Source organism: Psychrobacter sp. PSi21 (genome assembly GCF_054960615.1).
In genome coordinates this window covers 17699-32993 of sequence record NZ_JBHNYR010000021.1, presented here as the reverse complement: position 1 = coordinate 32993, position 15295 = coordinate 17699, and the positions used below count along the sequence as shown (strand labels likewise).

Genomic DNA, 15295 nt, shown 5'->3' with positions numbered 1-15295 from the left:
CGCCATAAGCGTTATTAGAAATAAAGATTACTTAAAATATCATCAAACGAAGGTAGCTCTAACTATGCCAAAACGTACCGACATAAAAAGCATTCTTATCATTGGCGCCGGCCCCATCGTCATCGGTCAAGCGTGTGAGTTTGACTACTCAGGCGCACAGGCGTGTAAAGCATTACGTGAAGAGGGTTACCGCGTTATTTTGGTGAACTCAAACCCTGCCACCATCATGACCGATCCTGTGATGGCAGACGCCACCTACATTGAGCCAATCACGTGGCAGACGGTTGAGCAAATCATCGCCAAAGAAAGCCCTGATGCGATTTTGCCCACCATGGGCGGCCAGACCGCACTTAACTGTGCGCTTGAGCTGGACAAGCACGGCGTATTGACCAAGTACAACTGTGAGCTGATCGGTGCGACCAAAGACGCCATCGAAATGGCAGAAGACCGCGATTTGTTTGATAAAGCCATGAAGCGCATCGGCCTTGAGTGCCCGCGCGCTGAAACCGCTGAAACCATGGAAGAAGCCTTTGCCACCCAAGCAAAAATGGGCTACCCATGTATCATTCGTCCGTCGTTCACCATGGGCGGCTCAGGCGGTGGTATCGCTTATAACCGCGATGAGTTCATTGAGATTTGTGAGCGCGGGTTTGACTTATCACCCACTCATCAGCTGCTCATCGATGAATCACTCATCGGTTGGAAAGAGTACGAGATGGAAGTGGTTCGTGACAAAAACGACAACTGCATCATCATCTGTGCCATCGAAAACTTTGATCCTATGGGCGTACACACTGGCGACTCAATCACCGTCGCACCCGCGCAGACGTTGACTGATAAAGAATATCAGATCATGCGTAACGCCTCACTCGCGGTATTGCGTGAAATCGGTGTTGAAACGGGCGGCTCAAATGTCCAGTTTGGCCTCAACCCAGAAACAGGCCGTATGGTCGTCATCGAGATGAACCCACGGGTATCACGTTCATCAGCGCTAGCATCAAAAGCGACGGGCTTTCCTATTGCCAAAATCGCCGCCAAGCTGGCAGTCGGCTATACCTTAGATGAATTGCAAAACGACATCACAGGCGGCAAAACACCAGCGAGCTTCGAGCCTGCACTTGATTATGTGGTTACTAAGATTCCACGCTTTAACTTTGAAAAATTTGCCCAAGCGGACAGCATTTTGTCAACGCAGATGAAATCGGTGGGTGAAGTCATGGCCATCGGTCGTAACTTTCAAGAGTCGATGCAAAAAGCCCTACGCGGCATGGAAACTGGCGCGAATGGCTTTGATGAGCAAATCGACTTATCAGAAGTCAGCGCTGACAAAGCCCGCGTTGAAATCACCAACCGCTTGACCATCCCGACCCCTGAGCGCATCTTCTACATCGCAGACGCGTTCCGTGTGGGCATGAGTGTCGATGACGTGTTTAACCACACCAAAATTGATCCTTGGTTCTTGGTACAAATCGAAGACATCGTAAAATCAGAAGCCAAAGTGAAAAGCTTGGGCTTTGGCGGCTTAAATGCCGATAACTTACGCAGCTTTAAGCGTAAAGGCTTGTCTGACTTGCGTATGGCTGGTTTACTTGGCGTGTCACAAAAACAGCTGCGTAAAAAGCGTTGGGATCTAGGCGTCTATCCTGTGTACAAGCGTGTCGATACTTGTGCGGCCGAGTTTGCCACCAGCACCGCCTATATGTACTCAACTTACGATAGCGAATGCGAAGCCAATCCAACCGATAAAAAGAAAATCATGGTTGTCGGCGGCGGCCCTAACCGTATTGGTCAAGGTATTGAGTTTGACTACTGCTGTGTTCATGCGGCACTTGCCATGCGTGAAGATGGCTATGAAACCATCATGGTCAACTGTAACCCTGAAACCGTTTCCACCGACTATGACACCTCAGACCGTCTGTATTTCGAGCCAATCACGTTAGAAGACGTGTTAGAGATCGTCCGTATCGAAAATCCCGACGGAGTGATCGTGCAGTTCGGTGGTCAAACACCACTTAAACTGGCGCGCGCGCTAGAATCGGCAGGCGTTAAAATCATCGGTACCAGTCCTGATGCCATCGACCGTGCAGAAGACCGTGAGCGTTTCCAGCACATGATCCATCAGCTCGACTTAGTCCAACCATCAAACGCGCTAGCAACCAGCATGGAAGACGGCTTGGTCAAAGCCAAAGATGTGGGTTATCCACTGGTCGTACGTCCTTCTTACGTCTTGGGTGGCCGCGCGATGGAAATCGTCTATAACGAAGATGAGCTAAAGCACTACTTACGTACTGCTGTACGCGCCTCTAACGAAGCGCCTGTGCTACTCGACCGTTTCTTGGATGATGCCATCGAAGTCGATGTTGACTGCGTCAGCGATGGTAATGAAGTGGTGATCGGCGGCATCATGCAGCACATTGAGCAAGCAGGCGTCCACTCAGGTGACTCAGCCTGTTCACTGCCACCATATTCACTGTCTGATGAACTATGCGATGTGATGCGCGCACAAACCATCGCGATGGCCAAAGAGCTTGGCGTGGTCGGTTTGATGAACGTTCAGTTTGCCGTTAAAGGCGAAACCATCTACATCCTAGAGGTCAACCCGCGTGCCGCTCGTACCGTACCCTTTGTTTCTAAGTGCATCGGTACCTCGCTTGCGCAGGTCGCTGCACGCTGTATGGCTGGCACGTCACTTAAAGACCAAGGCTTTACCAAAGAGATTGAACCTTCATTCTACGCCGTCAAAGAAGCGGTCTTCCCATTTGCTAAGTTCCCAGGCGTTGATCCCATCCTAAGCCCTGAGATGAAATCAACAGGCGAAGTGATGGGCGTGGGCAAAACTTTTGGCGAAGCGTTTTATAAAGCCATCATCGGTAGTAACGAGCGTCTACCAGGCTTGCCTGTTGAAGGCGAAACCAAAACGGTCTTTATCTCTGTTCGCGACAGTGACAAAGCCCAAATCCCAGCAGTTGCTCGCCAACTGGTCAACTACGGCTTTGACTTGGTCGCAACCGAAGGCACGCAAAAAGCCATCGAAGCCCAAGGTATCGCTTGTAAACGCATTAACAAGGTGACCGAAGGTCGCCCGCATATCGTTGATGCCTTGAAAAATGGTCAAATCGACCTTATCATCAACACCACTGAAGGCAAGCAGGCTCAAGAGGATTCGTTCTCTATTCGCCGCAGCGCCCTACAAGGTAAAGTGTTCTACGTGACCACGCTTGGCGCTGCAGATGCGGTTTGTAAGTCCTACGCGATTGACTTGCCATTTCAAGTCTATAAGCTACAGGACTTGCATGAGCAAGCAAAGGTTGTTGACGCGGCTGAATAATTTCAGTAAATTAGAAACGACTGTACCGTTTATTTAATACATTTTTGACCATCACGCTATGCTCATTATTGAGAGGGCGTGATGGTCACTGTATTGCCTTTTTATCTAACAAACTCATTGCAATAACCTCGACACCATCTCATCATGAGATGGTGTGATTTTATTGGTTTAAGGAAAAAACATGCAACGCTACCCTATGACCCCGCAAGGACATGCGACCCTAGAAGCTGAGTTAAAACAATTAAAAAGTGTCGATCGTCCACGCATTACCGCTGCCATTGCAGAAGCGCGTGAACACGGCGATTTAAAAGAAAACGCAGAATACCATGCCGCCCGTGAGCAACAGGGATTTTGTGAAGCACGTATTCGTGATATCGAAGCCAAACTCAGCGGGGCACAAGTTATCGACCCTGCGACCTTAAAGCAAGAAGGCCGCGTGGTATTTGGTGTGACTGTGGTCATTGAAAACATGGATACCGAAGAAGAAAAACGCTACAAAATCGTCGGCGATGACGAAGCGGACTTTAAAGCAGGCAAAATCTCAGTCAACTCGCCCATCGCACGCGGCTTGATCGGTAAATTTGAGGGCGATGAAGCCCGTATCCAAACCCCAAGCGGTTTGGTCGAATACGGAGTGATGGAAGTGATTTACGGCTAAGTTGGTTGAGCGCAGCACCCGTTACACAATACTGCTTTTTTATCGCTGTTGTTTTGGCGCATAATTCCATTGACCCCATCATGCTAAGCACTTTGTGAATCATGACGATGATCCGTCATTGTCAGTATTGATACCCTCGCCAAATGACAGCTTGATTCTGTCGTTTGGTGGGGGTTTTGCTTATCTGAGCTGCGTTTTCGTTGTTCTACTTTTTCATTGTTTACAAGGAATTTGCCATGACTGTGTTTACTGATTATCGCCGCACACCGCAACCTGCTACAAAATCGATGCTAACCGCCGCCTTATTTACCACCTCTGTACTGGCCGCCTCTGCTGGTCACGCCGCGCCTGAAGTGACGATCAGTCCATCTGCAACAGGCAGCACCGCGATCGTCGAACAAAGTGCCGATGGTCAAGTGGCTACCATTGCCACCACGCCAAATGGCATCACCATGCAAAACGGTATGCCTTTTGCTGCTGTCAGCGTTAATACCATACCGCGCTATCGTATCAATCAAGGCACCACTACCGTCACCACCATGCCAACCGCCAGCGCGACCACCCAAGTTGGTGTCACTCAAATCGGTGCAACACCCAATACTCGAGTGAGCGTGATTAACGCACCGATGACGACTCAGACGCTACCTGTCACCACCGTGACCAGTGTGCCTGTCTTAAATGCACCGACGGTTACGACCATTGCCAGCCCAGCAATGACCACGGTGTCATTGGATACGTTGCAGTTACAACCGACATTTAGCGCGCCCGATCTGGTAAGCGCCAACACCAAAATCATGAAAATTATGAAAAACAGCGATGGTCGCGATGTTGCCGTCCCTGCCAGTCATGTTGCCTCAGGCGATGTGATTGAATATCGCACCACCTATATCAATACCAGTGCGCAGCCTGTCAACGATCTCAATGCGACCGTGACTTTGCCAAGCGGTGTTAAACTGGTCTCACTAAGCAGCCCATTACCAACGCTGGCGACCACGGGTGGCAACCGCTATCAGACTATTCAGCAAATGGGCAACACCACCGTGATTCAAGAAAACTACTCTGGCTTGCGCTGGAATTTGGCAAATGTGACCACGGATGCACCACAAACGGTCGTGATTCGCGCGAAAGTGCAATAACCTGTTTGTCGCAAACGAAATTGATGAATAAAAAAGGTCTTAGTATCCACATACTAAGGCCTTTTTTATGCGATCGATGCTATTCATCAAACGACAGCCGTTGTCGTGTTATTTTTTAATTTCTCTTTTATTTACAGTGACTTACGTTGTATTTTGTTAAAATAATACTCTATAAATAAAGGATAGCGATGACGTTATGGCAGCCATTAATTATGAAAGGTTACAAGGCAAGCTCAATATTCTAGCAGACGCCGCCAAGTATGATGTGTCATGCTCTTCCTCTGGCAGCACGCGCAAAAACCAAGGCGGCAGCTTAGGCAATGCGGCAAAATCTGGCATTTGTCACAGCTATACCGAAGACGGACGCTGCGTCAGCTTGCTCAAGATTCTGCTCACCAACCACTGTATCTACGACTGCGCTTACTGCACCTCGCGCAAGAGCCATGACACCCCGCGTGCGGCGTTTACGGTTGAAGAAGTGGTTGAGCTGACCATGCAGTTTTATCGCCGCAACTATATCGAGGGGTTGTTTTTAAGCTCTGGTATCTTTAAAAGCGGCGACTATACGATGGAGCGCTTGGTGGAGGTGGCCAAAATTTTGCGCACCCGCGAGGGCTTTAACGGCTATATTCACCTAAAGACCATCCCCGATTGTAGTCCTGAACTGCTCAGACAAGCAGGCTTATATGCAGATCGCTTAAGTGCCAACATTGAAATTCCAACCAAATCAGGACTGGCATTGCTCGCACCAGAAAAATCACATGAGCAACTCAAAGCGCCGATGGCGACGGTAAAAGAAGAAATTATCACTATCCGTGAAAGCCGTAAAACCCACAAAAAAACGCCCAAATTTGCACCTGCAGGTCAAACCAGTCAGATGATCGTCGGTGCCAGTAACGAGACCGATCTGCAAGTTATTCAGCTCTCCAGCCACTTTTATCAGCAGTATTCACTTAAGCGGGTCTATTATTCAGGGTATGTGCCAATGTTGACCGACAAGCGCTTGCCGGCCGTTGGTACGCCTGTACCGATGATTCGTGAAAACCGCTTATATCAAGCCGATTGGCTGATGCGCTTTTATGGTTTTGGCGCGCATGAAATCGTCGAGGCCGACGCGCCATTTTTGGATTTGGATTGCGACCCCAAGCTGGCTTGGGCGATACGCCACCGCGAGCATTTCCCCGTCAATATCCAGACGGCCCCTTATGAGATGATCGTACGCATACCGGGTATCGGTATTAAAACAGCAAAAAAAATGATCAAGGCGCGTCAGTTTAACCATTTAACCTTAGCGCATCTCAAAAAAATGGGCGCAGCAGTCAATCGTGCCAAATATTTTATCGCCATGACGGGTAAAAACGAACACCTTGCCCACTTGACGCGAGACAATTTTCGCAGCTATGTGCTGGCGCAAACGCAGACCAAATTTAAGAGCCAGCGTGATGGCCAGTTGGCGCTGTTTTGATGGGCACTTATGAGATTGATACGCTCAAACCCACCATTTTGCTCTATGAGCCCTGCTTTGAGGGCTGGCTCAGTGCGGTGTTTTATGCGTATGAGCAGCAACTGCACACGGATTCTGAGCTACAGCTGATCGCACAAGATGGCTTTGTGCCGTCACTGATTGATCATACGGTGAGCGTCACTGTCAATACGGAGCACGCGCAGCGGGTACTGAAGCGATTGCACACGCAGCTTGGCCGCTCAGGCATTCGCCAGCTGTTGTGGGGGTTGTTATCTGAGCAAGCAGATATCGGCACCGTGCTGTTTCGCGTGGTCAAATATGCCATTGACTCCCCTGATCGGGCGGTAATGGCAGACTTGGGTCATCTGGATGTACTGACACTGGCACAGACAGTCAAGTCAGTAGGCCGCGAAAAACACCGTATGGAGGCCTTTGTACGCTTCGAGCATACCACAGAGGACATTTATTTTGCCCGTATTGAGCCAGATTTTAATGTTTTGCCCTTGATTGGGGCGCATTTTCGCCAGCGCTATCAAGATCAGCACTGGGCGATTTATGATGTGCGCCGCGGTTATGGGATTTATTATGACAAAACCAAAGGCGATACGTCAGCGCCTGCTGCGCTACAGACCATCACTGATATTGATCACAACGTGCTCACACATCCTGCCAGCATTCACAGTCCCGCCGAACAGCAGTACCAACGCTTTTGGCAGGGCTACTTCACCAACGTCAATATCAAAGCGCGCAAAAACCCCAAGCTGCACAGACAATATTTGCCGCAACGCTACTGGAAATACTTGAGCGAAAAACAGGTATTACCAGATGCAGCGCATGTGCAAAAACGGCGCGGTTGTTAAGGCGCTGCCACTACTATCAACTGAGTCTGTTGCTGATGCGCTGACTTGATGACGCCAGTCGGTGTTTAAGGTTGAGTTTTGGGGGCTTTTACCCGACAATAGCGTCTTGATACCTTCAATTTGTGATCTGTCCTTATGAAAGTGATGCGCTTACTGTCGTCTTTAAAACATGATGAGTCCGAACGCGGCATCTTTCATCTGGGACGTGCCTTGGTCAAAAACGGTCACACCTCCATTATCGTCGCCAGTGCTGATGCAGATAACAACTTGGTCAAGCGCTTAGAGCGTGATGGCAATCTGTATCATCAGCTGTATATGAACAAAAAATCATGGCTGGCCATCATGCAAGTCGCGCCATTACGCCATCTTATCGAAAAATACAGTCCTGATATCATTCACGTGCATTCACGTACACCTGCGTGGGTACTGCATTTGGCGCTGCGCCGTGCGCGGGTCAAGCAACTGCCCAAGCTGGTTTCGACCATGTATGGCTTTTATCCAATCAATAAGTACTCACAAGCGCTTCTCGATGTCGATACGCTGATCACCGTCTCTGATAGTGTCACCAACTATTTGACGGAACGCTTGCACCCTGATGACCCCCTACCTAAACGTGTTAAACGCATCTACCGCGGCGTTGATACACGTCGCTACCCTTATCGGCACAACCCTTCTGTCTACTGGCTACGCCGCACTTTTGCAGAATACCCTGAGCTTGAGCACAAAAAATGGCTGGTCTTCCCCACGGTAATTGGCAACGAATACGGTCAAGAATGGCTGATTGATATTTTGGGCAATTTGCAAGAGCAGTTTCCCAATATTCATGCGGTCATTATGGATGAAGACAAGCGCGAAGGTGATGTGGCTTACGAAGACTTTTATCAACGCACCGCCTCACTGGATTTAGATGAGCGCATCACCTATGTCGGTAGCAAACGTAATGACATGCGTGAGTGGCTATCGGCAGCCAACGTCGTCATGGCACTGGCCAACCAACCAGAATCCATTGGTATCAATGCCCTGCAGGCCATCCATCTGGGCACACCCGTGATCGGCTGGGATCAAGCCGCCTTTAGCGAGATTTTGCAGCCGCTCTACCCACAAGGTTTGGTCAAGCACTATAACGCCCAAGCCCTGTGTAAAGCAGTTAAGCATCAGCTTGATAGCGTCACCCGTCCTGAGATGACCAATCAATTCACCATGCGTGAGATGATCGAGCAGACGCTGGCGGTTTACCAGCACTTGTATGAAGAAACCCAAATTGAAGAGCGGCGACGCAAAGAGGCTCATGCTGCCCGTAAATCAAAGTTAACAAGGCAGCAGCAAGCAAATGATGAACCAAACGTCCAACAAAAAGCCCAAGTGGATGAGCAACAAGCAGATCATTAAACAAACACTGGCAGCCGTATTTAACCCTTATGACTGCTCAGCCATGAGGGTTAAACACGCTATATACAGCATAAATCGCTACTACTGCTATTTTAGCCCATTTAGTGATACACGTTTGAATTAGAGACATGCCCTAGGGCGTGTCCCTATTTTAAAAATGGTGATAAAAATGAGATAAATCGAAGATAAACAAGGAAAATAGCGCAGGTAATATCGAGATATTGACCAGCTATTTAACGCCGTTTAGCAAAGATTTAGCCATTTTTAGCCCATTTAGTGATACACGTTTGAAGTAGGGACACGCCCTAATAAGTAGCAGGCGTGTGGGCGCTGACGATGCGCGTTTGGCTGTTACTGGGGTTGATAAAAGTATGCGGATGAGCAGTATTAATCACATAACTGTCGCCTTGGTTGAGCAGATACGTGGTGTCATCGATACGAATCATAATGGTACCTTCAATGACCGTCCCAATTTCTTCACCTTCGTGGGAGATTTTTTCTTCAGTAGAGCTGTTTGGCTCATAAAGTTCGATTAAAAATCCAAGGTTGCGGCTAGGGCTATAGTTATAAACCTGTTTTAGTGATACGCGGCTATTCGACTCGCTAAGCTCAATCAAATCGTTTGGCGTCACTACCACACGAGGCTTGCGCTCTTTCCACTCATCACTAAAAAACGTCGCTAAGTCCGAATCCAATACGGACAATATCGCCTTGAGGGTATTGATGGCAGGGCTGACTTTGTTACGCTCAATCGCGCTGATTGAGGTATTGGTCAAACCCGCCATCCGTGCCAGCTTGCGCTGAGAAAAACCTTTGGCAAGGCGCAGCTGATTGATTTTTTTACCCACGTCCTCCTCTTCAAACTCAGGCCGTTCTACGGTTGCGGATTTATCGTTGTTGGTGGTGTCGGCAGCATGGTGATTACTGGCTGCCGCAGTGTCGGGCTTGTCAGTGATTGGTGCTGTTTTTTTTGGGTCTTTTTCTTGCATGGTCAATAAATTTCCTAAACAAAAATTTGGACATTTCATCTTTATCGTAATTCAGTTCTGGGTGCCATTGTACACCAATCATGAATGGATGATGTGGCAAACTGATCGCCTCAACCAACCCATCACGCGCATAAGCCTCTACTTGTAATGACGCACCGACTTGGGCAATCGCTTGCTTGTGCAAAGAGTTGACATGCCACTCATTGCCAAATGCTGCCAAACGCCCACCTGCCTCAATCAGCACATCGTGAACGGGCTGATACTGCACTTCAAGTGGTGCGTTACTGTCTTCTAAATGCTGCTCATAAAACCCCTCTATCTCGCGCCAATCTGGATATAGCGTGCCGCCAAAATGGACGTTCATTTCTTGCAAACCGCGACATACCGCAAACAATGGCAGATTGTTTTGGGCAGCATAATCAAGCAGCTTGAAGCTAAGCTCATCACGGTTTAGATCCTGTTTTTCCTCTACATGTGTTGCGCCGTAGCGTGCAGGCGACACATTACTGTAGCTGCCAGTCAATACCACCCCATCGACCAGCGCCATCACTCCCTCAAAGTTGGCCTCCTGCGCGGCAGTGTATGGCAGCAAGATGGCATTGCCACCATGAAAATTAATGGCATCGATGTATTTTTGATAGACCGCTTGTGTGGGCTGACCGTCTACCATCTTGTGGCATGAGACGACTGCGATGATGGGGCGATTTTGCTTCATATTACACATCCCTTTGATTTATAAGCTAAAAATCCTTTGTGATTGCGGTATTATCCTACGTATGGAGATAAGAACGCCATTAAAATTTACCATAACTCCAGTATAAATGTAAATTATAAATACCGACAAATAATTATTTTGCTCACTATGAGTATTATAAATTACTTATTCGCGCCTATAAATAAAAATTGACATATATAAATTTCACCCCTATATTAATAATAACCAATAAGAGCAGCGCATGATGCGCCATCACATAGGCGTCTCACCTCTCAACACCAATCGGGATAATAGGGACAACAGATATGACAATAGCCAACGGAATGGTCGACGCGATTAGCGACAGTGAATATGTATATGTGGCCGTTAGTGACATCAACGGCTTACTTCGTGGTAAGCGCATCCCTTTCGATCAAATGGAAAAAGCAGAAAGTGGTGCGGTACGTTTGCCCATGTCGATTTTGGGCGTCGACATCTGGGGTGCTGATGTCATTGAATCCTCGCAGTGTAATGGCGATATCGATGCCATCGCCAAACCCACAGGCCGCGCCGCCTACCCACTTCTCAATACCAGCGCGCCGTCATCGCTACTTCCTGTATGGCTCTATACCGAAGACAACGAGCCTTACTACGGTGATGCCCGCCATGTCCTTAACTACATCAGCGAGAAGTTCAAAGCGCTAGAGTTGACACCCGTCATGGCGACCGAGCTTGAATTTTATTTGCTTGATTACACTGAGGGCGAGACCCCACAACCGCCCATTCGCCCCAAAAGTGGCTTGCGCCTCAACAAGACCTCTATTTTAAGCATCAACGATCTACTGCAATTTGATGACTTTTTAGATGATATCTACGCCCAGTGCCGTAAACTTGATATTCCCGTCGATGCCGCGCTGGCCGAAAATGGCTGTGGTCAGTTTGAGATTAATTTATTACACGTCAACGACCCACTTAAAGCCGCAGATGATGCCATTTTGTTCAAACAAGTCGTTAAAGCGGTTGCCGCAAAACGCGGACTGACGGCTACCTTTATGGCCAAACCCTTTGGTCTACAATCTGGTAACGGCTTTCATGTTCACTGTAGTTTGCTTGATAAAGACGGCAACAATGTCTTTGATGATGGCTCCGATGAAGGGTCAGAAACCTTGCGCCATGCCGTTGCAGGTCTACTAAAGACCATGTCAGACTGTACATTATTGTTTGCACCGCACGTCAACTCTTATCGCCGCTTCACGCCCGGTACACTTGCACCCAATAATATTTCTTGGGGCTATGAGAACCGTACCGCCGCTGTGCGTATTCCAGGTGGTGACACCAACGCACGCCGCATTGAGCATCGTGTCTCAGGCGCTGATGCCAACCCTTATTTGGTTTGTAGTGCGGTACTGGCAGGGATGCTGTACGGTATTGAAAACAAACTTGAAGCCCCAGCCCCAATCAATGAAATCACCTATGATGACAATGAGCTTGAAACCCTTCCCCTAGATTGGCTCTCTGCCATTCGTGCGTTTGAAGAAAGTGATACCATTGACTCATTGTTCCCAAGTGAAATGATTGAGCTACTGACTGCCGTCAAAAAGCAAGAAGCTAAGCGCTTTGCCCAGCAAGTCACCAACCTTGAATACCTCACCTATTTACAGGATGTCTAATATGTCAAATAGTAATGCGACAACCCCTATCAGCCCAAACCGCCAATCTAATAACGCACGCAATATCCCGCATTATTCAGACAAAGGCCAATATCCTGACAGCTACTATGCAGCCAGTCGCAATCAAAAACCCAATCGACTGGCGCTCACTACTGACATCAAAACGGAAATTTGTGTGGTCGGTGGTGGCTATAGCGGACTGTCAACGGCGCTACATTTGATCGAAAGCGATCATGAGGTGGTGGTGCTTGAAGGCGCACAAATTGGCTGGGGTGCATCGGGGCGTAACGGCGGTCAGATTGTCAACGGTCTCAACGCAAGCCTTGAAAAAATCAAAAAATCTTATGGGCAACAAAACGCTGATTTTGTTGGCAAACTGGTCACCCGCGGTGGCAAAATCATTCGCCGCTTTATCCATGATTACCATATCGACTGCGATTTAAAAGAAAAAAACGTCTTTGCTGCGTTTAACCAAGGCCAAATGAAAGACTTAATATCCACACATAAATTGTGGGAATCGCATGGTATGCAGGATCGTGAAATCCTTGATAAAGCAGGCATACAGCGCTATGTCAATACCGATGCTTATATCGGCGGTGTCATCGACCATTCAGGTGGGCACATCCATCCGCTCAATCTGGCGCTGGGTGAGGCATCTGCCATCGAGTACGGCGGCGGCACAATCTATGAAAATACCTTGATGGTCGATATCGAATATAACGACGACTCAATTAAAATCATCACTGAATTTGGGACCGTCACCTGCCAGCAAGCGGTTATCTGCGGCAATGCCTATCTCAATAAAGTCATTCCCAAACTGACCGACCGCGTGATGCCCGTATCCACCCAAATCATTGCAACCGAGCCCCTCGGTGACTTGGCTGATACCCTAATACCCTCTGATGTCTGCGTTGAAGATGTGCGCTATATTTTGGATTATTATCGCCTCTCGGCGGACAAGCGCATGCTGTTTGGCGGCGGTACGGTCTATGGAGGTCAAGATCCCTCAGATATCACCGCCAAAATCAGACCCAATATGAACAAAATCTTTCCTCAGCTGCGCGATGTCAAAATCGACTATGCATGGAGTGGTAACTTTGCACTGTCATTCTCACGCGTCCCGCAAATGGGCAAGCTGCATGATCGGGTATTTTTCGCTCATGGTTATAGTGGGCACGGCGTGACGGGCTCGCATTTGTTCGGACAGATACTTGCCGATGCCATCAATGGCAATACCAAAGAGTTCGACACTTTTGCACAGATTCCATGGATCCCGTTCCCGGGTGGTCGAGCGCTACGTGTGCCTTATTCTGTCATGGGCTCATGGTGGTATGCACTAAAAGACAAAACGGGTATGTAACTCTATTACATGCCTTACAATGAGCACTAAACAAATACAGCGCTCTGATTTTAATAATGATTATTAAATTAACTTACCATAGCAATGGATTACTATGGTAAGGCTAGGTAGAAAGTCTAGTTTCTACTATCTATCTAGCGTCAGTTACAGCATAAAATTTGTCCTAAAAATAGAGTTTGACAGGGAGCGTGAATATGAATATGAAACTCAATGATGCCGTCGAAGGGCAGTATCATAACAAGCGAGTCTTTCTCACCGTGCTGGGCGCAGTCGCTATTTACTTAGTGTTTGCGTGGCTATCCACCACCCGTGGCCCAGACGAGTCATGGGGTGCATTATCTTTATTGCCAACGCTGTTGGTACTCGTCGTCGCCATTGTCTCTAGGCGACCCTTTGAGTCGATGATCGCAGGCTGCGTTGCTGGCCTTGTCATGCTCAACCCATTGGATTTGGTCTCTCCTTTTGCCGACAACATGTCGATGGTATTGGGTAATGACACCATTATTTGGATTGTGCTCGTCTGTGGTTTGATGGGCGGTTTGATTCAATTACTTGAAATTAGCGGCTGCCTTGATGGCTTTAGCGAATGGCTACAAAAAATCATTAAATCGCGGCGTCAGTCGTTGCTCGCAACCTTTGCATTGGGCGTGGTGGTCTTTATCGATGATTACTTAAACTGCCTTGCCGTCTCCACGTCTGTCAAAAAACTCACTGACGTCTATCAGGTCTCGCGCGAAAAGCTTGCCTACATTGTCGATTCCACTGCAGCGCCCATGTGTATTATCGTTCCTATCTCTACGTGGGCCGTCTATTTTTCTGGCCTACTAGAGGAAAACGGCGTGGCCGCGGATGGCAAAGGCATTGGGCTTTATATCAGTGCCATTCCTTATATGGCCTATGCGTGGTTTGCTCTGCTGATTGTCTTTTTGGTGGCTTATGGCATCTTAGGTGACTGGGGACCCATGAAAAAAGCGGAGAAACGCGCCAAATCAGGTCATCCTGTCCCTGAAGCCTTTGTCGAAGAGCAGCTGGTCTCAAACGTCCAAGCCAAACGCAAGGTGTCTTTTAAAGCCAATATCGCAAACTTTGCCTTTCCGATGATCCTGCTTATTGTGTCAACCATTTATTTTGAAGTCGATCTATTACGCGGCGCGCTGCTCACCTGTTTTGTCACCGTTGTGATCTATTGGATGCAAGGTATTTTGAGCTTTGAAACCCAAGTGGAATCTATTTTTAAAGGCTTTAAAGTCATGCTCTATCCGCTCTCAACGGTTATTGGCGGATTTTTCTTAAAAGCCATTAACGACGATCTTGGTATGACCACCTATGTGATTGAAGCCATCACGCCTTATATGACCATTGTGATCTTTCCTGCGGTTATCTTTGCGGTCATGGCGTTCTTAACCTTCGCCACCTCATCAAGCTGGGGTCTGTACGTATTGGCCATGCCCATCGTATTTCCAATCTCACTCTCATTAGGCGTCAGCACGCCACTGATGATTGGTGCGTTGTTATCAGCCTCTTCATTCGGTAGTCATGCCTGCTTCTTTAGTGACTCATCACTACTGGCGGCGCAAGGTGCGGGCTGCTCTCCTATGCAGCATGCCTTTACCCAGTTCCCTTATGCCATGCTCGGCGCAGTGTTATCGGTCGTTGCCTTCTTAGTATTGGGTTACACAATGGCATAAGCCAAACCCAGTACTGATAGCGTCATTGTTGGCTAACGAACTCACTAATGGTTCGCTA

At 48.2% G+C, this 15295-nt stretch carries 11 protein-coding genes; 9 read left to right on the top strand and 2 right to left on the bottom strand.

Annotation, left to right across the window (positions count from 1 at the left end; genetic code table 11):
- Positions 1–64: 64 nt before the first annotated feature.
- The 6 genes from carB (at position 65) to ACFI32_RS12940 (ending at position 8836) form a co-directional block, all read left to right on the top strand.
- Positions 65–3328, top strand: coding sequence for a carbamoyl-phosphate synthase large subunit (gene carB, locus ACFI32_RS12965; RefSeq protein WP_462627017.1), 3264 nt, complete (start codon positions 65–67; stop codon positions 3326–3328).
- Between the two features lie 181 nt (positions 3329–3509).
- Positions 3510–3986: a transcription elongation factor GreA gene (greA, locus tag ACFI32_RS12960; RefSeq protein ID WP_462627016.1), complete on the top strand. Its 477-nt coding sequence runs from the start codon at positions 3510–3512 to the stop codon at positions 3984–3986.
- A 236-nt stretch (positions 3987–4222) separates the two neighbouring features.
- Positions 4223–5122, top strand: coding sequence for a hypothetical protein (locus tag ACFI32_RS12955; protein WP_462627015.1), 900 nt, complete (start codon positions 4223–4225; stop codon positions 5120–5122).
- A 196-nt stretch (positions 5123–5318) separates the two neighbouring features.
- Positions 5319–6587 carry a putative DNA modification/repair radical SAM protein gene (locus tag ACFI32_RS12950; RefSeq protein WP_462627014.1) on the top strand — a complete coding sequence of 423 codons (1269 nt, stop codon included), beginning with the start codon at positions 5319–5321 and terminating at the stop codon, positions 6585–6587.
- Positions 6587–7447, top strand: coding sequence for a TIGR03915 family putative DNA repair protein (locus tag ACFI32_RS12945; protein ID WP_462627033.1), 861 nt, complete (start codon positions 6587–6589; stop codon positions 7445–7447). Before ACFI32_RS12950 ends, ACFI32_RS12945 begins: the two co-directional genes overlap by 1 nt.
- 135 nt (positions 7448–7582) lie before the next feature.
- Positions 7583–8836, top strand: coding sequence for a glycosyltransferase (locus ACFI32_RS12940; protein WP_462627013.1), 1254 nt, complete (start codon positions 7583–7585; stop codon positions 8834–8836).
- A gap of 305 nt (positions 8837–9141) precedes the next feature.
- Here ACFI32_RS12940 and ACFI32_RS12935 read toward each other — a convergent pair whose 3' ends face one another.
- Together ACFI32_RS12935 and ACFI32_RS12930 are read right to left on the bottom strand one after the other, a co-directional pair.
- Positions 9142–9825 (bottom strand): cupin domain-containing protein, encoded by a 684-nt coding sequence (locus ACFI32_RS12935; RefSeq protein ID WP_462627012.1) that lies wholly within the window; start codon positions 9823–9825, stop codon positions 9142–9144.
- On the bottom strand, positions 9785–10540 hold the full coding sequence (locus tag ACFI32_RS12930) for a gamma-glutamyl-gamma-aminobutyrate hydrolase family protein (RefSeq protein WP_462627011.1): 756 nt from the start codon (positions 10538–10540) through the stop codon (positions 9785–9787). Before ACFI32_RS12930 ends, ACFI32_RS12935 begins: the two co-directional genes overlap by 41 nt.
- Positions 10541–10845: 305 nt before the next feature.
- Between ACFI32_RS12930 and ACFI32_RS12925 the strand changes: the two genes are divergently transcribed.
- The 3 genes from ACFI32_RS12925 to ACFI32_RS12915 all read left to right on the top strand — a co-directional run bounded on the left by ACFI32_RS12925 (position 10846) and on the right by ACFI32_RS12915 (position 15237).
- Positions 10846–12189: a glutamine synthetase family protein gene (locus ACFI32_RS12925; RefSeq protein ID WP_462627010.1), complete on the top strand. Its 1344-nt coding sequence runs from the start codon at positions 10846–10848 to the stop codon at positions 12187–12189.
- 1 nt (position 12190) lies between these two features.
- Positions 12191–13549, top strand: coding sequence for an NAD(P)/FAD-dependent oxidoreductase (locus ACFI32_RS12920; RefSeq protein WP_462627009.1), 1359 nt, complete (start codon positions 12191–12193; stop codon positions 13547–13549).
- Positions 13550–13743: 194 nt separating this feature from the next.
- A complete protein-coding gene (locus ACFI32_RS12915; protein WP_462627008.1) occupies positions 13744–15237 on the top strand; it encodes a Na+/H+ antiporter NhaC family protein in 1494 nt (497 codons plus the stop codon).
- Positions 15238–15295 lie beyond the last annotated feature (58 nt).